Annotated in this window: 17 protein-coding genes, 1 tRNA gene and 1 pseudogene; 8 read left to right on the forward strand and 11 right to left on the reverse strand. The window is 62.1% G+C overall.

What is annotated here, in order from left to right:
- Nucleotides 1–152: 152 nt before the first annotated feature.
- Both argF and ACMGE0_RS25125 read right to left on the reverse strand, forming a co-directional pair.
- The gene (gene argF / locus ACMGE0_RS25120) at nt 153–1,070 is read right to left on the reverse strand and encodes an ornithine carbamoyltransferase (protein ID WP_436818620.1); all 918 of its coding nucleotides are present in this window, start codon (nt 1,068–1,070) and stop codon (nt 153–155) included.
- Between the two features lie 54 nt (nt 1,071–1,124).
- Entirely contained in the window at nt 1,125–2,321 is a 1,197-nt protein-coding gene (locus ACMGE0_RS25125) for an aspartate aminotransferase family protein (RefSeq protein ID WP_436818621.1), read from the reverse strand.
- Nucleotides 2,322–2,729: 408 nt separating this feature from the next.
- On the opposite strand from ACMGE0_RS25125, the gene ACMGE0_RS25130 reads away from it, so the two are divergent.
- Both ACMGE0_RS25130 and ACMGE0_RS25135 read left to right on the forward strand, forming a co-directional pair.
- Nucleotides 2,730–3,263 carry a GcrA family cell cycle regulator gene (locus tag ACMGE0_RS25130; protein ID WP_436818622.1) on the forward strand — a complete coding sequence of 178 codons (534 nt, stop codon included), beginning with the start codon at nt 2,730–2,732 and terminating at the stop codon, nt 3,261–3,263.
- 186 nt (nt 3,264–3,449) lie between these two features.
- Complete coding sequence (locus tag ACMGE0_RS25135; protein ID WP_436818623.1) at nt 3,450–3,884, forward strand: PACE efflux transporter; 435 nt, start codon at nt 3,450–3,452, stop codon at nt 3,882–3,884.
- A 19-nt stretch (nt 3,885–3,903) separates the two neighbouring features.
- On the opposite strand, the gene phoB is transcribed toward ACMGE0_RS25135, so the two are convergent.
- From phoB to phoR, 7 genes are all read right to left on the reverse strand, one after another.
- A complete protein-coding gene (gene phoB / locus ACMGE0_RS25140; RefSeq protein ID WP_085422250.1) occupies nt 3,904–4,587 on the reverse strand; it encodes a phosphate regulon transcriptional regulator PhoB in 684 nt (227 codons plus the stop codon).
- A gap of 26 nt (nt 4,588–4,613) precedes the next feature.
- On the reverse strand, nt 4,614–5,327 hold the full coding sequence (gene phoU, locus ACMGE0_RS25145) for a phosphate signaling complex protein PhoU (protein WP_085422249.1): 714 nt from the start codon (nt 5,325–5,327) through the stop codon (nt 4,614–4,616).
- Nucleotides 5,328–5,370: 43 nt separating this feature from the next.
- Nucleotides 5,371–6,186, reverse strand: coding sequence for a phosphate ABC transporter ATP-binding protein PstB (gene pstB / locus ACMGE0_RS25150; RefSeq protein WP_436818624.1), 816 nt, complete (start codon nt 6,184–6,186; stop codon nt 5,371–5,373).
- 14 nt (nt 6,187–6,200) lie between these two features.
- Nucleotides 6,201–7,520: a phosphate ABC transporter permease PstA gene (gene pstA, locus ACMGE0_RS25155; protein WP_436818625.1), complete on the reverse strand. Its 1,320-nt coding sequence runs from the start codon at nt 7,518–7,520 to the stop codon at nt 6,201–6,203.
- Complete coding sequence (gene pstC, locus ACMGE0_RS25160; RefSeq protein ID WP_436818626.1) at nt 7,517–9,001, reverse strand: phosphate ABC transporter permease subunit PstC; 1,485 nt, start codon at nt 8,999–9,001, stop codon at nt 7,517–7,519. Before pstC ends, pstA begins: the two co-directional genes overlap by 4 nt.
- Before the next feature lie 192 nt (nt 9,002–9,193).
- Nucleotides 9,194–10,228, reverse strand: a complete 1,035-nt coding sequence (locus ACMGE0_RS25165) for a substrate-binding domain-containing protein (RefSeq protein WP_436818627.1) — start codon at nt 10,226–10,228, stop codon at nt 9,194–9,196.
- A gap of 194 nt (nt 10,229–10,422) precedes the next feature.
- A complete protein-coding gene (phoR, locus tag ACMGE0_RS25170; protein WP_436818628.1) occupies nt 10,423–11,688 on the reverse strand; it encodes a phosphate regulon sensor histidine kinase PhoR in 1,266 nt (421 codons plus the stop codon).
- Between the two features lie 175 nt (nt 11,689–11,863).
- Here phoR and ppk2 point away from each other — a divergent pair, with 175 nt between their 5' ends.
- The gene (gene ppk2 / locus ACMGE0_RS25175) at nt 11,864–12,745 is read left to right on the forward strand and encodes a polyphosphate kinase 2 (RefSeq protein WP_436818629.1); all 882 of its coding nucleotides are present in this window, start codon (nt 11,864–11,866) and stop codon (nt 12,743–12,745) included.
- A 4-nt stretch (nt 12,746–12,749) separates the two neighbouring features.
- Here ppk2 and ACMGE0_RS25180 read toward each other — a convergent pair whose 3' ends face one another.
- Nucleotides 12,750–14,000 (reverse strand): hypothetical protein, encoded by a 1,251-nt coding sequence (locus ACMGE0_RS25180; protein WP_436818630.1) that lies wholly within the window; start codon nt 13,998–14,000, stop codon nt 12,750–12,752.
- A 264-nt stretch (nt 14,001–14,264) separates the two neighbouring features.
- Here ACMGE0_RS25180 and ACMGE0_RS25185 point away from each other — a divergent pair, with 264 nt between their 5' ends.
- From ACMGE0_RS25185 to socB, 4 genes are all read left to right on the forward strand, one after another.
- Nucleotides 14,265–15,221 (forward strand): NAD(P)H-dependent flavin oxidoreductase, encoded by a 957-nt coding sequence (locus tag ACMGE0_RS25185; RefSeq protein WP_436818631.1) that lies wholly within the window; start codon nt 14,265–14,267, stop codon nt 15,219–15,221.
- Between the two features lie 260 nt (nt 15,222–15,481).
- Nucleotides 15,482–15,557, forward strand: a tRNA-Thr gene (locus ACMGE0_RS25190).
- A gap of 36 nt (nt 15,558–15,593) precedes the next feature.
- Nucleotides 15,594–16,145, forward strand: a complete 552-nt coding sequence (gene socA / locus ACMGE0_RS25195) for a type VI toxin-antitoxin system SocA family antitoxin (protein WP_436818632.1) — start codon at nt 15,594–15,596, stop codon at nt 16,143–16,145.
- Entirely contained in the window at nt 16,123–16,842 is a 720-nt protein-coding gene (socB, locus tag ACMGE0_RS25200; protein ID WP_436818633.1) for a type VI toxin-antitoxin system SocB family DNA replication inhibitor toxin, read from the forward strand. The genes socA and socB overlap by 23 nt, the downstream gene beginning before the upstream one ends.
- A gap of 5 nt (nt 16,843–16,847) precedes the next feature.
- Here the strand turns inward: socB and ACMGE0_RS25205 are convergent, their stop codons facing one another.
- A complete protein-coding gene (locus ACMGE0_RS25205; protein WP_436818634.1) occupies nt 16,848–17,150 on the reverse strand; it encodes a hypothetical protein in 303 nt (100 codons plus the stop codon).
- A gap of 115 nt (nt 17,151–17,265) precedes the next feature.
- Between ACMGE0_RS25205 and ACMGE0_RS25210 the strand changes: the two are divergent.
- Nucleotides 17,266–17,394, forward strand: a pseudogene (locus ACMGE0_RS25210) (helix-turn-helix domain-containing protein); the annotation flags it as partial.
- Nucleotides 17,395–17,760: the final 366 nt, after the last annotated feature.

Here is a 17,760-nt window from a genome sequence, read left to right on the forward strand (position 1 = left end):
TACACAAGCGCCGGCCCAAGCGGAACCGTTGGCCGGAGGAAAAGACGTCGACGATGTACGTTGAGGCGCCGCTTCCTCTCAAGGCGCGGTGCAGTTGACTGCCGGTAGATGGGACCGGCTTCCACGAAAATCAAGGCTTGCCGTGAGCGGAGCTAGACCGCGCCGAAGCACCACGCAAGAATGGATTTCTGCGCGTGGAGACGGTTCTCTGCCTCATCGAAGACCACCGACTGCGGACCGTCGATGACTTCGTCGGTCACCTCCTCGCCCCGATGGGCCGGCAGGCAGTGCATGAAGAGCGCATCCTTGTCGGCCCGCTTCATCAGCGCTCCGTTGACCTGATAGGGCTGGAAGATGTTATGGCCGCGCGCCTTGTGCTCCTGGTTCATCGAGACCCAGGTATCGGTGACGACGAGATCGGCACCGGCCACCGCGCGCTCGGCATCATGGCAGAGCATGACATCGCCGCCGTTGTTGCGTGCCCAGTTCAGGAACTTGTCGTGCGGCTCGGACCCCAGGGGCACCGCCATGTTCATGCGATAGCCGAAGCGGGCCGCTCCTTCCACGAAAGAATGCAGCACGTTGTTGCCGTCGCCGGTCCAGGCGACAGTCTTGCCCTTCACCGGCCCGCGATGCTCCTCGAAGGTCATCAGGTCGGCCATGATCTGGCAGGGATGCGTATCGTCCGTCAGGCCGTTGATGACCGGCACCGTCGCATGTTCGGCCATTTCGATGAGGCGCGCATGATCGGTGGTGCGGATCATGATCGCATCGACATAACGGGACAGCACCTTTGCCGTATCGCCGATCGTTTCGGCGCGTCCGAGCTGCATCTCCGTGCCGGAGAGGAAGAGCGTTTCGCCGCCGAGCTGGCGCATGCCGACATCGAAGGAGACGCGGGTGCGCGTGGAGGGCTTTTCGAAGATCATCGCCAGCATCTTGCCGGCAAGCGGCTTTTCCGCCGTGCCAGCCTTGGTCGCCTGCTTGCGCGTCTTGGCGTCGTCGAGGATCGTCCTCAGGTCTTCCGAGGACATGGCGGAAAGATCGAGAAAATGTTTCGGTGCGGCCATACTAACGGTTCCCTATCGAGAGGGAACCATCGAATGGCGCCCCCTTCTCGCCCCTCAGGCGGATTTCTTCAGTTCGGCGGAGGAAAGCTTTTCCGCCGCCTTTTCAAGGCGGGCAAGGCCTTCGCGGGCCTCCTCGGCGGTGACGGTGAGCGGCGGCAGGAGGCGCACCACATTGTCGCCGGCCGGGACGCCCAGCAGATGTTCGTTTCGCATGGCGACGACGAGATCGCCGGCGGGCACCTTGGCCTTGACGCCGAGGAGCAGGCCTTCGCCGCGGACGTCCTCGATGACATTCGGAAAGCGATCCTTGAGCGCCGCAAGACCCTGGCGGAAGACAAGGGCCACGTCGCGGACATGCTGAAGAAACCCGTCGGCAAGGATCACGTCCAGAACGGCATTGCCGACAGCGACGGCGAGCGGATTGCCGCCATAGGTCGTGCCATGGGTACCGGCGGTCATCCCCGAAGCCGCATCCGCGGTCGCCAGGCAGGCGCCGAGCGGGAAACCGCCGCCGATGCCCTTGGCAAGCGCCATGATATCGGGCGTGACCCCCGACCACTCGTAGGCGAAGAGTTTACCGGTGCGGCCGACGCCCGTCTGCACTTCATCGAAAACCAGGAGCAAGCCGTTGTCATCGCAGATCTTGCGCAGCGCCTGCAGGAATTCCTTCGGAACCGGACGGATGCCGCCTTCGCCCTGGATCGGCTCGATGAGGATCGCAGCCGTCTTTTCGGTGATGACGGCCTTCAGCGCTTCCAGATCGCCGAAAGGCACCTGGTCGAACCCTTCGACCTTCGGCCCGAAGCCTTCCAGATATTTCGCCTGACCGCCGGCGGCGATGGTCGCAAGCGTGCGGCCGTGGAAGGCGCCTTCGAAGGTCACGATATGGAACCGCTCCGGATGGCCCTTCACATACTGATAGCGGCGGGCCGTCTTGATGGCGCATTCCAGTGCTTCCGCACCCGAGTTCGTGAAGAACACCTTGTCCGCGAAGGATTTCTCGGCGAGGCGGCGCGACAGCGTCTCCTGGCCCGGCACCTCATAAAGATTGGAGGTGTGCCAGACCTTCTCGGCCTGCGCCTTCAGCGCTTCGACGAGATGGGGATGGGCATGACCAAGCGAGTTGACCGCGACGCCCGATCCGAAATCGAGATATCGCTCGCCGCTTTCCGTCACGAGCCATACGCCCTCGCCGCGCTCGAAGCGCAACGGGGCCCGGGCAAAGGTGTCGAAAAGCGCGGCTTCAGCCATGGCGACATCACTCCTCTAGGCAATCCGAAAGACCGGCCAAACCGGCCGGAAAAATCAAAAATGCCGCCCAGTGGGGCGGCGGGGGCACTATCGGGGTTTAGGGCCCGAATGTCAACAAAGCCCGGCACCTTAGCCGGCTTTGCCGAAGAAACAGGCAGGCACCTGCATATGTGACAAAAATGACTCTCCCCAACAGCAAGTTGGGGAAAACCAAGAAATCGATTCCTGCAGATTCTCCCGACTCTTGCCACGGAGTCAGCCTCACACTAGGTTAATCGTCAATTACTAGACTGCATGCGGCGGAACTAGTCACCTCAAGCATAGATGTAGTGGGTGTTGCGGAATGATGTCTGCAGCAAAGGTGGAAGGATTCTGCATGCCTGCAACGTTCAAAGGCGGAGAACGGGCATGAACTGGACAGACGAGCGCGTCGAAAAACTCAAAAGATTGTGGTCGGAAGGCTTGAGCGCCAGCCAGATCGCCGCACAACTCGGAGGCGTGAGCCGCAATGCCGTGATCGGCAAGGTGCACCGCCTCAGCCTGCCGGGCCGGGCAAAGGCCGGCGGCACCATGGCCACGGGCCGTTCGGCGGCCAAGCGGACCACGTCGGCGCCCCGGGCTCCGAACTATGCGTCGCGTGTCGCCACCCGGACCGTCGCCCGCGCAGTCGGCGCGACCCTTCTCAAGGAAGAGATCGAAGTCGAGGCTTTCGAGGAGATGGAATATCGTCCGGCCGCCAATGTGGTGGTGCCTATCTCCCGTCGCCTCGCCCTGACCGAGCTCACCGAGCGCACCTGCAAGTGGCCCGTCGGCGACCCGCTCAAGGAAGATTTTCACTTCTGCGGCTGCGACTCCCCGGACAACTCGCCCTATTGCGGCTACCACACGCGGCTTGCCTACCAGCCGGTGCACGAGCGCCGCAGGGCCGCCGCCCGGGCCTGAGAAGAGCACGGCAGGACGATGCATTGAAAGCGGGCCCCGGCCCGCTTTTTTCCTGCGTATGGCAGCTATGCCGCGCCGAGGCTTGCCGAACGGCGCGAAAACACCTATCTCATTGCGGCGAGGACGACCTCCCCCATACCGGGCACAATGTCGGGACGACCCGAGGCTTTATTCTTGGGTTAAGAAATGCGCTCGACACGTGATCGTATCCGCCACGCCATCAGCTTCGAAGTCATCGCGCTTCTCATCGTCACGCCGCTCGGGGCGCTTGCCTTCGGCAAGCCGGTTTCCGACATCGGCGTCATCGCGATCGGCGGCGCGACGATCGCGACCGGCTGGAATTATCTCTACAACCTCGGCTTCGACCATCTGATGCGGCGGCTGACCGGTGGCACGCAGAAGACGCCGGCAATACGCGTGGGCCATGCCGTCCTTTTCGAGGTGGGCCTGCTCATCGTGCTTCTGCCGTTCGTCGCCTGGTATCTCGGCATCAGCCTGTGGGAAGCGCTGATCATGGACGTGGCTTTTGCCGTCTTCTACGTCTTCTATGCCTTCATCTTCAACTGGGGCTATGACCGGCTGTTTCCGCTGCCGGAATGGCAGGAGGCGGAGGCGCGCTGACGCGCGCCTCTTTCGGCAGTCAGGATTCCATCGAATAACCGGCCCCACGGACGGTGCGGATGACGTCCTGCATGTTGGAGAAGTTCAGCGCCTTGCGCAGGCGTCCCACATGCACGTCGACGGTGCGCTCGTCGACATAGATGTCGTGGCCCCAGACGCCATCCAAAAGCTGCGAACGGGAGAAGACCCGGCCGGGCGACGCCATCAGGAACTCCAGCAGGCGGAATTCCGTCGGGCCGAGGCGGACTTCACGGCTCTTGCGATGCACGCGATGGGTCTCGCGGTCGAGCTCGATGTCGCCGCAGCGCAGAACGCTGGAGAGCACTTCCGGGCGGGCGCGCCGCAGCATGGCTTTGACACGGGCCATCAGTTCCGGCGTCGAGAAGGGCTTGACCACATAGTCGTCCGCCCCCGTGGCCAGGCCACGGACGCGCTCGCTCTCTTCGCCGCGGGCGGTCAGCATGATGATCGGCAGGCGCTCCGTTTCGGGGCGCATGCGCAGACGCCGGCAAAGTTCGATGCCGGAAACGCCGGGCAGCATCCAGTCGAGGATCAGAAGATCCGGCGTGCGCTCCTGAAGCCTTATCTCGGCCTCATCCCCACGCAGGATCGTCTCGACGTCGTAACCTTCAGCTTCGAGATTGTAGCGAAGAAGCACGCTCAGCGCTTCCTCATCCTCCACGACAGCGATTTTTGGCAGCATTCTCACTCTGCTCCGTCAGCATTCCGTCATTCGGTGATCGCGCCGAGGGTGTTCGACGTGTCGTCCTTGGGACGCTCGCCTTCCGGCTGGGCACCCGTCGTCATGTAGTAGATCGTCTCGGCTATGTTGGTAGCATGGTCGCCGATGCGCTCGATGTTCTTGGCGCAGAACAGGAGATGGGTGCAGGTGGTGATGTTGCGCGGATCCTCCATCATGTAGGTGAGGAGCTCGCGGAACAGCGACGTGTACATCGCGTCGATTTCCTCGTCGCGGATGCGGATCGCCTCGGCCTTCTCGGCGGAACGGCTCGCATAGACGTCGAGCACTTCCTTGAGCTGCACGAGCGCGAGATCGGAAAGGTGCTCGATGCCGCGTGCAAGCTTGCGCGGCACGCCGGTGCCCTGAACCGCGATGACCCGCTTGGCGGTGTTCTTGCCGAGATCGCCGACGCGTTCCAGATCGCCGGCGATGCGAAGGGTGCCGACGATCTCGCGAAGGTCGGACGCCATGGGCTGGCGCTTGGCGATCGTGACGATCGCCTTGTCCTGGATCTCGCGCTCGGCGTGGTCCAGGATCACGTCGTCGGAGATGACCTTCTGGGCGAGCGCAGAGTCGGAGTTCACAAGCGCGCGCACGGCATCCGAGCACATCTGCTCGGCCAGGCCGCCCATTTCGGAAATGCGGCGGCTCAGATATTTCAGTTCATCGTCGTAGGCCGACAGGATATGGGTCGATGCCATCTTCTAATCCTCGAAATTGGTGTCAGGCGGCACAGTCGGCTGATCAGCCGAAACGACCCATGATGTAATCCTGGGTACGCTGGTCGTCCGGGTTGGTGAACATCTTGTCCGTGTCGTTCTCCTCGACCAGCTGGCCGAGATGGAACATGGCGGTGCGCTGGGACACGCGGGCGGCCTGCTGCATCGAATGCGTCACGATGACGATCGTGTAGTTGGCGCGCAGTTCGTGGATGAGTTCCTCGACCTTGGCGGTGGCGATCGGATCGAGCGCCGAACAGGGTTCGTCCATCAGGATGACTTCCGGCGACACGGCGACCGCGCGGGCGATGCACAGACGCTGCTGCTGGCCGCCGGAAAGGCCGGTGCCGGATTCCAGCAGCCGGTCCTTCACTTCGGTCCAAAGGCCGGCGCGCTGAAGGCTGGCCTCGACGATCTGGTCCATGTCGGCCTTGTTCCTGGCCAGCCCGTGGATGCGCGGGCCATAGGCGATGTTCTCGTAGATCGATTTCGGGAACGGGTTCGGCTTCTGGAAGACCATGCCGACGCGGGCGCGCAGCTCGACGACGTCGATCTGCGGATCGTAGATATCGTCCGTATCGAGGGTGATCTTGCCGGTGACGCGGCAGTTCTCGATCGTGTCGTTCATGCGGTTGAGGCAGCGCAGGAAGGTCGACTTGCCGCAGCCGGAGGGACCGATAAGAGCCGTCACGGTGTTTTCACGGACGTTGAGGTTCACATCGAAAAGCGCGCGCTTCTCGCCGTAATACACGGACACGTCCTTCCCGATCATCTTATGCGAAACATCACTCATCTTCTGGTCCAGCGCCTTTTCAACTGCTGCTTCTGACATCATGTTCATCGTGTCTACTCCTTCTACCAGCGACGCTCAAAGCGCCGCCGCAAGAGAATTGCGCCAACATTCATTACGATGAGGAACAGGAGCAGGATGATGATCGCTCCCGAGGTACGCTCGACGAACGCGCGCTCGGCTTCGTTCGCCCACATGTAGATCTGCACCGGCAGCGCCGTCGACGGGTCGAGCGGCGTGGTCGGATAGTTGGCCACGAAGGCGACCATGCCGATCAAAAGCAGCGGTGCGGTTTCGCCGAGCGCGTGGGCGAGCCCGATGATGGTGCCGGTCAGGATGCCCGGCATGGCAAGCGGCAGGACGTGATGGAAGATCGTCTGCATCTTGGAGGCGCCGAGACCCAGAGCTGCCGCGCGGATCGACGGCGGCACGGCTTTCAGCGCCGCGCGCGTGGCGATGATGATCGTCGGCAGCGTCATCAGGGTCAGAACCAGGCCGCCCACCAGGGACGCGGAACGCGGCAGGCCTGCAAAGTTGACGAAGACGGCAAGCCCGAGGAGACCGTAGACGATCGAGGGGACCGCCGCGAGGTTGTTGATGTTCACCTCGATCAGGTCGGTGAACCTGTTCTTCGGTGCGAACTCCTCGAGATAGATCGAGGCCGCGACGCCGATCGGCAGCGACAGGACGAGCACGATCAGCATCATATAGAACGAACCGATGAGGGCGACACCGACGCCGGCGGCCTCCGGACGGCTCGATGCGCCGTTGACGAAGATGCCGGTATTGAAGTGCTTCCCCAGCGCGCCGCTTTCGGCAAGCTGGTTCATCCAGCCGACCTGCTGGTCGGAAACCTTGCGGTTCTCCTGGGCAACGGAAAGGTCGATCTGCCCCTTGAAGGCGGAGTCGAGGTCGCCGGAAGCGAGCAGCGAGACCGTCTGCGTCGTGCCGATGATCGCCGGATTGGCGACGACCATGTCGCGAAGCTGGGTGCGGACACCATCCGAGATCATCTGATTGACGGCGCGGAGCTGAACGCGGTCGTCGGCACCGACACCCAGCACCTTGGCGAGCGCATTGCGGGCGATGACCGGATAGTTCGCCGTCATCAGCTTCTGCGGGTTGGTGGCGCGCTCGTTCTGCGGGTCGATGATCTGCTCGGAGAACTCGACCGGCACGGTGATCATCGTCTGCTGGAAGGCGGTGTAACCCTTGGAGACGACCGACCAGAGAAGAAGCAGCAGGAAGATGATGCCGAAAGCAAGTGCGGCAATGCCATATGCCCTGAAGCGGCGCTCGGAGGCGTAGCGGCGCTTGATGCCGATATCGCGACGGGCGGGCCTGGCCTTGGCGATGCCTGGGACGGGAGAAACTGCATCGGTCATTCGTACTGCTCCCGATATTTGCGCACGATGTAGAGCGCGTAGATGTTGAGGCAAAGCGTGATGACGAAGAGCGTGATGCCAAGCGCGAAGGCAACCAGCGTCTGCGGCGAGGTGAACTCGAGGTCGCCGGTCAGCTGATTGACGATCTTGACGGTCACGGTCGTCATCGGCTCGAAGGGGTTGAGCTGCATGCGGGCGGCAACGCCGGCGGCAAGCACGACGATCATGGTTTCGCCGACGGCACGGGAAGCGGTCATCAGAAGCGCCCCGACGATACCCGGCAGCGCTGCCGGCAGGATGACGCGCTTGATGGTTTCGGAGCGGGTGGCGCCGAGGCCAAGCGAACCGTCACGCAGCGCCCGCGGCACGGCGGTGATGATGTCGTCCGACAGCGAGGAAACGTAGGGGATCAGCATGATGCCCATGACGAAGCCTGCCGTCAGCACGCTCTGGGCCTGGATGAAATTGGCATAATTGCCGGTCACGAGGCCGCTGAGCTGCGAGGAGAGGTCGCGCAGGAAGGGACCGACCGTCGTCAATGCGAAGAAGCCGTAGACGATCGTCGGGATGCCGGCGAGCACTTCGAGCAACGGCTTGGCGACGGAGCGTACCCTAGGCGACGCATACTCGGACATGTAGATGGCCGAGAAGAGGCCGATCGGCACCGCGAAGAGCATGGCGACGAAGCCGATATAGAGCGTGCCGAGCAGCAGCGGGACCAGACCGAACTGGCCTTCCGAACCACCCGAACCGGCGGCGGCGAAACGCGGATCCCAGACCGTACCGAAGAAGAACTCCCAGGCCGGGACATGCGTGAAGAAGCGCGTCGCCTCCGTGAGCATCGAAAGGACGATGCCGATCGTCGTCAGGATCGCGATCGAGGACGCAATGACGAGGCTGACCAGGATGACCTTTTCCACCCGGTTTCTGGCGCGGAAGCGCGGCGCGATCTGACGATAGGCAAATCCGGCGCCGACGAGGGCAGCCGCCAGCACGACAATCGTCATGAGGATGCGGCTGACATTGGTCATTACGTTCAGGTTACCGGCAGCCTCGACCATATAGGGCTGCGGGTCGCCGGCAAGCGGAATGCCCTTGGCGCCAAGTGCAGCGCGCAGTTCGACGGGATTGCTGCCGACACGGTCGATCTCGTCCCGTGTTAATGCGTTCATGCCACGGGCGATCGAGCTGATCATGCCAAAGGCAAGCCCCTGCTCGGCCTCGGACTGGGCCTTCACATCGTCCGGAAAGGAGCCGCGTACGGACGAGCTGATATAGGCAGGGCTGGCAACCAGCCAGACGAAAAGGATAACAATGGCCGGAACGACGGCCCAAACGGCAACGAAGGAGCCGTAATAGCCGGGCCGCGAATGGAGTTTGGACGACAGCCCCCCGGCCAGCGCCATCGCCTGGCGCGCGCCGGCGGCGTAGCCGACGATGCCGATGATAGCCACAATCAACAATATCAATGATGTACTCATCATAATCCCCCGGCGTACCGCCTGCGGCGGCAACCTATCACCGCCCAGCCCCGCTCATCGGAACCGATCGCATTCGCCGTCGCGCAATGCGCAACGATCATCGCATCGATGCGACGATCACAGCCGGCGTTTTCGAACACCCGGCCGAAAGGAACCGGCGCCGCTCAGGACGCGGCGCCGATCCACAGGTCATTACATGGTCTTGCCGGCGGCGAAGTCCTTGCGGACCGCGTCGCGCTGAGCGTCCGGAGCAGCGACGAGGCCGTATTCGACGAGCGGCGAGTCGGGGCCGACCATATCGTCGGAGGTGAAGAACTCGACATATTCCTTGAGGCCCGGAACGACGCCGAGGTGAGCCTTCTTCACATAGAAGAACAGCGGACGGGAGACCGGGTAGGTGCCGTCGGCGATCGAGGCAGCGGTCGGCTTGATGTTGCGGACGGTCGCAACCTTCAGCTTGTCGGCGTTGTTTTCATAGAAGGCGAGGCCGAATACGCCGAGGCCGGTCTTGTTGGCGGCGATACGGGCGAGGGTCTCGGTGTAGTCGCCGTCGATGTCCACGGCAACGCCGTCCTTGCGGACCGCGACGCAAGCCTTGGTCTGGGCGGCCTTGTCGGCGATTTCCTTGGCGATCACTTCAGTCGCACCGGCGTCCTTGCAGCCAGCGGCGAGAACGTTCAGTTCGAAAACTTCGCGCGTGCCGTGCTTTTCGCCGGGAATGTAAGCGGCGATCGGGCCGTTCGGCAGGGTCGGGTTGATTTCGGACCAGTTCTTGTAGGGGTTGTTGACGAGCTTGCCGTCAACAACGACCTGGGCTGCCAGAGCCTTGTAGATGTCCTTGGGCTCGATCTTCGGGTCCGGGTTGCCGATGTCGGTGGCGAAAACGATACCGTCGTAGCCGATGCGGACTTCCTGGATATCGGTGACGCCGGCAGCCTTGCAGGCTTCGAGTTCAGACTTGTTGATCGGGCGCGAAGCGTTTGCGATGTCGATCGTGGCTTCACCGACGCCCTTGCAGAATTCCTTGAGGCCGGCGCCCGTGCCGCCCGATTCGACAACCGGCGTCTTGAAGTTCGGGAAGGTTTCACCGAAGGTTTCGGCAACGATCTTCGCATAGGGAAGAACGGTGGAGGAACCAGCAACCTGGACCTGGTCACGCGCAGCGGCGGCACCGGCAAATGCAACGGAGGCCACGAGGGCTGCTGCAGAAAGTTTCAAGATATTCATGAGGTGTCTCCCGTCAGGGGCTTGTGTGAATGCGGACGTCACCGGCTCTCGCTCTCGCCGGTGCTCGGCCCGCCTGTCTTAGCCGTTGTAGCCCGCTCCTTTTATGTCAACTCGATGAAACATTTGTGACATATCAAACTATTGATATTGCTTGATAAATGTATTGCACTGCTTTGCAGTGACATGATTTCATGTCAAAACCTCACGGTGAACTCGCTTCCCTTGCCGACTTCCGACTTCACGATCAGGCGAGCCCTGTGGCGGGTCAGGATGTGCTTGACGATCGCAAGGCCGAGACCAGTGCCTTTCTTGGAGCGGCTGTCGGCCACGCTGACCCGGTAGAAGCGTTCGGTCAACCGTGGAACGTGCTCTGCCGGAATGCCCGGCCCCTGGTCCACGATGCTGACTTCCACCGGTTCGGAAACGCCGTTCCTGAGGTAGACATCGACGACTTTGCCTTCCTGCCCATACTTGCAGGCATTTTCGATCAGGTTCTCGAAAACCTGGACGAGTTCGTCGCGGTCGCCAAGCACCTCCACCTTGCCTTCGGGCAGATGGGTGCGGATCTCGACGCCGAGATCGTCGGCTAGCGGCAGCAGCGCATCCCGCACATGGCCGATCAGCGGCTTCAGATCGACCGTCTGGTCGGGCGCGATGTGGGACTTGAGCTCCAGGCGGGAGAGCGACATGAGATCGTCGACCAGGCGGCTCATGCGCGTCGCCTGGTCGAACATGATGGCGAGGAAGCGTTCCTGTGCGGCCGGATCGGAGCGCGCCGGCCCCTGCAGGGTCTCGATAAAGCCTCTCAGCGACGCAAGCGGGGTGCGCAATTCATGGCTGGCATTGGCGACGAAATCCGAGCGCATGCGGTCGATGCGGCGCAGTTCGGAAATATCCCGGAAGGATAGAAGGTACAGCTTCTCCACCACGGGCACGGGTTGGCCGAGATCGATCGGCGCGATGCGCAGGGTATAGACGCGCTCCGAAGGAAGGCGCTCCGAATGCTCGATCTGGTTCGGCTCGTCGGTGGCGATGGTCTCGCGCACCATGTCGAGAATGCCCGGCGAACGCAGTCTCGCGGAAAGATGCGACCCGGCCGGCAAAATGCCGAAGGCCCTCTCCGCCGCCTTGTTCTGAAACAGCACCGTGGCGTCGCGGCCGAGCACGAAGGCCGGCATGTCCAGCGCGCCGAGCGTCGCGGCCACCTGCGGCAACGGATCGAAGACCGGCTCCTCATCCTCGACGGCCTGCGGTTCCTCGACCGGCGGCGCGGCCGGCTTGCGCGCCACGACCACGAGCACCAGCAGCAGCCAGCCCACGACGACACCCGGCCATCGCATGCCGGCCAGGAACGCGAGCAGGGCGAGCAGCGTCAGAAGCAGCAGCAGAGGCCTTTCACGGCGGATTCCCGCAGCCAGCGTGCCCCAAACCTTCCGCCATTTCTCCTGAACCGACTCCACGACCCGACCCGCAGCCTCAATGAGTTGAACGCGTGCTCATATATCCCTTGCATGACAGATATGCATCGCTCCCGATGAATATCATAAAAATCAAGGTGCACAGGGCTGTAGCGGAATTTCGAACTTGCGTTACATGTGAAGTTCGCCCTGTCGGCGGATTGAAGGGAAAAAGATCATGGCGGATGCGACCGGAAGCCGGGCAGTCACTCTCGACATCAATGGCAAGTTCAAGCGCTTCGATATCGATGATCCGGAATTGCCGGGTTGGATCGAGGACCACGCGCTGGAATCGGGCGGCTACCCCTATGACGACAAGATGGACAAGGAGAAATACGAAAAACAGCTCGAAAAGCTACAGATCGAACTGGTGAAGGTGCAATTCTGGCTGAAGGCGAGCGGCAAGCGGCTGATGGCACTTTTCGAGGGGCGCGACGCGGCCGGCAAAGGCGGCGCGATCTTCGCCACCCATGCCTATCTCAATCCGCGCTCGGCCCGTGTCGTGGCGCTCAACAAGCCGACCGACACCGAAGTGGGGCAATGGTATTTCCAGCGCTATATCTCACATTTCCCCACCTCGGGCGAAATCGTGCTCTTCGACCGTTCCTGGTACAACCGCGCCGGCGTCGAACCGGTCATGGGTTTCTGCACGCCGGAGCAATACAAGGATTTCATGAAGGCCGCTCCGCGCTTCGAGGATACGATCTTCGACGAGGGCATCATCTTCTTCAAGTTCTATCTTGATATCGGCCGCGAGATGCAGCTCAAGCGCTTCCACGACCGCCGGCACGACCCGCTCAAGATCTGGAAGCTGTCGCCCATGGATATCGCCGCGCTCAACAAATGGGACGATTACACCGAAAAGCGCAACGTGATGTTCGAAAAGACCCATAGACAAGAAACGCCGTGGACCATCGTGCGGGCGAACGACAAGCGCCGCGCCCGCATCAACCTCATCCGCCATATCCTTCTCTCGCTCGACTATGAGGGCAAGGACAAGCAGTCGATCGGCGACATCGACGACAAGATCCTCGGCTTGGGGCCGAAGTTCCTGAAATAGGCGCTTATTGGCCCGGCAGGATGCGGACGGAATAGAGCAGCACGGGCCGGTCGGCGCCGTCGATGCCGCTGTTGATGATCAGCTGGCCGGGCCTGTTGGGCGCCAGCGACCGATCGAAGGTCACGCGGAAGAGCGCCTCCAGCTTCTCTTGCGTGGCGGTGAACCGGTGGCGGCTGCAGCTGCCCAGGCTTCCGAATTCGCAGCGCACCGACAGTTGCGCGGAGCGATCCTGGCCCGATTGCAGCGTCAGCGCCACCGTCGAACTCTTGCCGGCCATCTCGCGCAGCACTTCCGGCGGCACGTCGATCGCCACATCGCCACCCTCTCCGGGCGTGGCGGACACGATCCGGACGGCCTCGCCCTCGGCTCCCGTCACGGCTTCCACCCGCGCCTGGCCGCCGGGCTTCATTTCGGCCACGTTCGAGGGCACGAAGATTTCCACCCAGTCGTCGGAAAAGCCGCTCTGCGGATCGAAGGCGACCGGTCCCTGGCCCGACCCCTGCGCGCTCCCCGCCGGCCGGTCCGCCGCCTTCATGGCTTCCTCGATGACGGATTGGACCACGCCGGACCGGTAGAACCACCAGCAGGCGCCGCCGACGACGGCCAGCGTGACCATCCAGGTCAGCAGATGCGAAAGGAAGCCCCGGCGCTTCCGCGGCTTGGCGGCCCGTTCCGGCGGAACATCCAGACCCGTATCGGACGGCGGTGCCGCCCTTTTCTTCGCCTTGGCGGGCTCGGCTGTTCTCGCTTTCGCCTGTGGTCCGGCTTCGACCCGCTCGACCTCGATGCGGTCAGCGCGGGTCGCGCCGAAATCACCGAATCCCTCCATAGCCCCGATCGACCCGGTTTCGGCAGGCGCCACAGGCGGAGCGGGGGCAACCGGGGGTGCAACAGACGAAGCAGACCGCGTCTCCCCGCGAAACATAACCTCCGGGTCCGGCGCGGCCGGCCGAGAAGCGGCTTCCACGACGGACGGCTCGGCCTTCGGCGCACGGACCGGCTCCGGATGAAGTTCGACCACGGATTCCGGCGCCGGCTGAGCCAGGCGCTGAAGCTCCGCCATCTCGATTTCGTGGATCTTCTCTTCCAGCCGTTCGTGCTGCTGCATGATGACCAGCCGGTCGGTAACGCCCTGCTTGCGAAGACCGGCATCCAGCGCCTGACGCGCCGACTGATAAATACGAGCCCTGATCTCCCGGTCCGCCCGGTCCGAGCGATCCAGTGCATTCCTGATGGCCGTTTCCAAACCGCTCACTGCCGGTCCTTCTTCCTACTCATTCCCGATACACGGGCCCGATACGCACGCGTTTACGTTTCGGTAACCTCTCCGATCCGGAACTGCAAGCACCGCCTGTCCGCCGCACCATGGCGAGAAATAAGGTCAGGATATGTCGATGCCCGTTCGCGAACCTCCGGCCGGCCGGCCCGTGGAAGTTTTTCCACTGGCTTTTCGCGGCGGGCGGCATCTGCTAGACAGACTTACGTTTGCGTAAAGGTAAATCGGGAGGGCTCTTTCCTTATGCTTCCAGCAATCCTCAAGGACAGGCTGCGCCTGCCCGCGGTCGCCTCGCCGCTCTTCATCATCTCCCATCCGGAGCTGACGCTGGCGCAATGCAAGGCCGGGGTGGTCGGCGCCTTTCCGGCGCTCAATGCGAGGCCGGAAAGCCAGCTCGACGAATGGCTGGCCTACATCACCGAGGAGCTTGCCGCCTATAATGCCGCAAATCCGGAAAGGCCCGCCGCTCCCTTTGCCGTCAACCAGATCGTGCACATGTCCAACAAGCGGCTGGAGCACGATCTGACGATGTGCGTGAAATACAAGGTGCCGATCGTCATCTCCTCGCTCGGGGCGGTGCCCGAAGTCAATGCGGCCGTGCATTCCTATGGCGGCATCGTGCTGCACGACGTCATCAACAACCGGCACGCCAACTCGGCGATCCGCAAGGGCGCGGACGGGCTGATCGCTGTCGCCGCCGGCGCCGGCGGCCATGCCGGCACGCTTTCCCCCTTCGCACTGGTGCAGGAAATCCGCCAATGGTTCGACGGCCCGCTGCTGCTCGCGGGCGCGATCGCCACGGGTGGCGGCATTCTCGCAGCGGAGGCCATGGGGGCGGACATGGCCTATATCGGCTCGCCCTTCATCGCCACCCGCGAGGCACGCGCCGCGGACGCCTACAAAGAGATGATCGTCGCCTCGAACGCCGCCGATATCGTCTATTCGAACTATTTCACCGGCGTTCACGGCAACTATCTGAAGGGCTCGATCGCCGCGATGGGCATGGACCCCGACGCGCTGCCTGCGGCCGACCCTACCAAGATGGATTTCGACAAGGCCCTGAGCGGCCCGAAGGCCTGGAAGGAAATCTGGGGCGCCGGACAGGGCGTCGGCGCCGTCAAGGCGGTGGTTTCCGTCGCCGAACTGGTCGACCGGCTGGAGGGCGAATACCGGACGGCACGCGCCCGGCTCGCGCTTTGAGCTCGCGCGGAAGACGGATCATTTGAGGAAAATCGCCGGACGGATCAAATCCCGGCTTGAAATCGCCGGTCATTGCTTGTATCAGCCGCATCACTCGCAGCCCGGCCGAGCCGTCCGCTGCCCGTGCCGCTTTAGCTCAGTCGGTAGAGCACATCATTCGTAATTACCGGGTCCTCTCGGGAATGATGTTCGAAGCCAATGGCTTGGCGGATGAAGGAATAAAATAGTAGGGCGATAGTAGGTTGCCCTGCGCTTGGTGAGCCGCCTTAGCTCAGTCGGTAGAGCACATCATTCGTAATGATGGGGTCACGTGTTCGAGTCACGTAGGCGGCACCACTTCCACCTTGGATGAAGGAAAGCGGAAGTGTTGCGATGAGCGGTGGTCCATATGATCCGAGAGCCATCGCCAACCTGATGTTGGACGAGGCCGACCGTTCCGGGATCGACGTCACCAACCTTGCTCTTCAGAAGCTTCTCTACTTCGCCCACTCCATTTTCCTGATCGAGTCGAAGCGCCCCCTCGTCAGCGGCTATTTCGAGGCCTGGCAGTATGGCCCGGTGCATCCGACTGTCTATTCGGCCTTCAAGTCGGCCGGCAGCAACCCCATCGATTTCCGGGCTGACAGACAAGATGTGCTGACCGGCGCGCGAGCACCGCTGTCACTGCCTGACGATCCGAATATCCGCCGTCATATAGCGCGGATCATGGCCTCCTATGGTCAACTCTCACCCGGACGCCTGGTCGATATCTCCCACGCCAAGGACGCCCCTTGGGACTACATTGCGGACAAAGGAAGAACATCGGTTGCTTTGGGATTGCGAATCCCCGATGATATCATTGTTAAGCGATTCAAGTTCCACAAGGTTTCCGTAGGCGCGACTCCGGTCGCGGGAGAGCCCGATGAAGATACGCCGCTTACCTGAAATCGACCTTGCCCGCATCGCGCCGCTGGCGACCGAGCGGAAACGCGGTGCCCTTGAGATTTTCCGTCTCGGCCATCCCACGATCACATACAAGCCGGTGCGAGCACTCTTTGCCGGTATCTTTAATGTCAAGCTTGACTTGCTAACCGCAACTGACCCGATCGCATGGCCGACCTTGGACCGTTTGATCCGAGCAAAGGCGACCTCCAACGATGAGCGGGACGCCAATCTGCTTGTAGCTAAAGGGCTCTATGAGTTCGCCAGTGCCAATGCAATGGGCAGCCGGTATCAAGATTTCTTTTCGCTCTCCCTCAGCGTCGGCGAGAAAGTTGAATACTGGTTGCCAATGGTCACGGCACTGGACGGCGCCCCGCTGATCGTCTTCATCGATCCCCGGCGCGGTAAGCGCTTGACCGCTGACGCACGGCGGTTTGTCTTCTCGATGATGCACGAGCATATCCGGCTAGCCAATCCCGACTTCTCCGAGGCTCGGCTTGGCATTCTCCAATTCGGCGACGTGGTCGAAGACCAGCGGCCCGCCAAGCTCTGGACCGATGCGGGGATTGCCCTCTATGGCTTCGATGAACTCGACCAGATGGTTAGGGAGACCTATGACATCTGGCGTGAAGTCAGCGAGGCCCGTGAAAGCGAGACCCGCCGCAAGTCGGCCGGTGGATACGGCCCCCTGTTCGAATAACGGCCTCACGACCGCTCCAGGCGCTTCCTGACCGCCTTCCGCACGCGAAGCCAATAAGTCTGCTCCGCGCCATCGCTGCGATACCAGGCGCGCTCGTGCCGGGCGAAGGCTTCCTCATGCGGATCAGAAAAGTTTTCGATGATCTCGTCGGCCACGCGGTTGATTTCGGTGGTGGGGATCAGGCGCGGCTTGATGGCATCGGTCCAAATCATCCAGATGACGAGGCCGATGAACATAGCCGCCTGACCACCGAAGAAGGCGACCACGAGCCAGCGGAGGATCTCAAAGAGCAACCCGGCAACCGACATCTAAGAACCAAGGCTTTAGTTTCTTCCGATAAAGATGTTGTAGTTCTTATTTTTAGGAATCCATAGTTCCTATCTATGGATTTGACAAGCTGTATGCCGTCCATCTTGCGGACGCATGGAACTACAACACCTCTTCGGCGCAAACGTTCGCCATCACCGGAAAGCCAAGGGCTGGACGCTTGAGCGCCTGGCCGATGAAGTTGGCGTGACTCAGGAAACCATCGGAAAGATCGAGCGGGGCAAAGCCGCACCACTTTTCGATACGGCCGAGAAGATCGCAGTGGCGTTAGACGTTCCAGCTCCGGTCCTATTCGGTGCGGATGCCGCACCGGGGACAGGCGACCGCGCACGACTTCTCACTGACATCCATCGGACTCTTTCACGAATGAATGAAGATCAACTGGATCGCGCCGCCAAAATGCTGAAGGCGTTCGTGGGGTAGTTCTCCCGAAGTAAGGCCGAACCGAGAGCTTCAGACGCCGCAAATTTAGCCGCACGCATATAGGGCACGTAGCGGGCCGTCAGACACCATCAAGCGCACGCCAGGCTTTGCCCCACCTACGCACCCAGCGTGCTTCCAGCGCCCTCCGAAGCCCCTTAGAGGGCCTGC

The sequence above is a fragment of the Neorhizobium descurainiae genome (assembly GCF_051400715.1).
GTDB lineage: Bacteria > Pseudomonadota > Alphaproteobacteria > Rhizobiales > Rhizobiaceae > Neorhizobium.

Bases quoted from the DNA above. Each gene is read 5' to 3' on its own strand.
- argF (WP_436818620.1), bottom strand. From the start codon at position 1,070: ATGGCCGCACCGAAACATTTTCTCGATCTTTCCGCCATGTCCTCGGAA.
- ACMGE0_RS25125 (WP_436818621.1), bottom strand. From the start codon at position 2,321: ATGGCTGAAGCCGCGCTTTTCGACACCTTTGCCCGGGCCCCGTTGCGC.
- ACMGE0_RS25130 (WP_436818622.1), top strand. From the start codon at position 2,730: ATGAACTGGACAGACGAGCGCGTCGAAAAACTCAAAAGATTGTGGTCG.
- ACMGE0_RS25135 (WP_436818623.1), top strand. From the start codon at position 3,450: ATGCGCTCGACACGTGATCGTATCCGCCACGCCATCAGCTTCGAAGTC.
- phoB (WP_085422250.1), bottom strand. From the start codon at position 4,587: ATGCTGCCAAAAATCGCTGTCGTGGAGGATGAGGAAGCGCTGAGCGTG.
- phoU (WP_085422249.1), bottom strand. From the start codon at position 5,327: ATGGCATCGACCCATATCCTGTCGGCCTACGACGATGAACTGAAATAT.
- pstB (WP_436818624.1), bottom strand. From the start codon at position 6,186: ATGAACATGATGTCAGAAGCAGCAGTTGAAAAGGCGCTGGACCAGAAG.
- pstA (WP_436818625.1), bottom strand. From the start codon at position 7,520: ATGACCGATGCAGTTTCTCCCGTCCCAGGCATCGCCAAGGCCAGGCCC.
- pstC (WP_436818626.1), bottom strand. From the start codon at position 9,001: ATGAGTACATCATTGATATTGTTGATTGTGGCTATCATCGGCATCGTC.
- ACMGE0_RS25165 (WP_436818627.1), bottom strand. From the start codon at position 10,228: ATGAATATCTTGAAACTTTCTGCAGCAGCCCTCGTGGCCTCCGTTGCA.
- ppk2 (WP_436818629.1), top strand. From the start codon at position 11,864: ATGGCGGATGCGACCGGAAGCCGGGCAGTCACTCTCGACATCAATGGC.
- ACMGE0_RS25185 (WP_436818631.1), top strand. From the start codon at position 14,265: ATGCTTCCAGCAATCCTCAAGGACAGGCTGCGCCTGCCCGCGGTCGCC.
- socA (WP_436818632.1), top strand. From the start codon at position 15,594: ATGAGCGGTGGTCCATATGATCCGAGAGCCATCGCCAACCTGATGTTG.
- socB (WP_436818633.1), top strand. From the start codon at position 16,123: ATGAAGATACGCCGCTTACCTGAAATCGACCTTGCCCGCATCGCGCCG.
- ACMGE0_RS25205 (WP_436818634.1), bottom strand. From the start codon at position 17,150: ATGTCGGTTGCCGGGTTGCTCTTTGAGATCCTCCGCTGGCTCGTGGTC.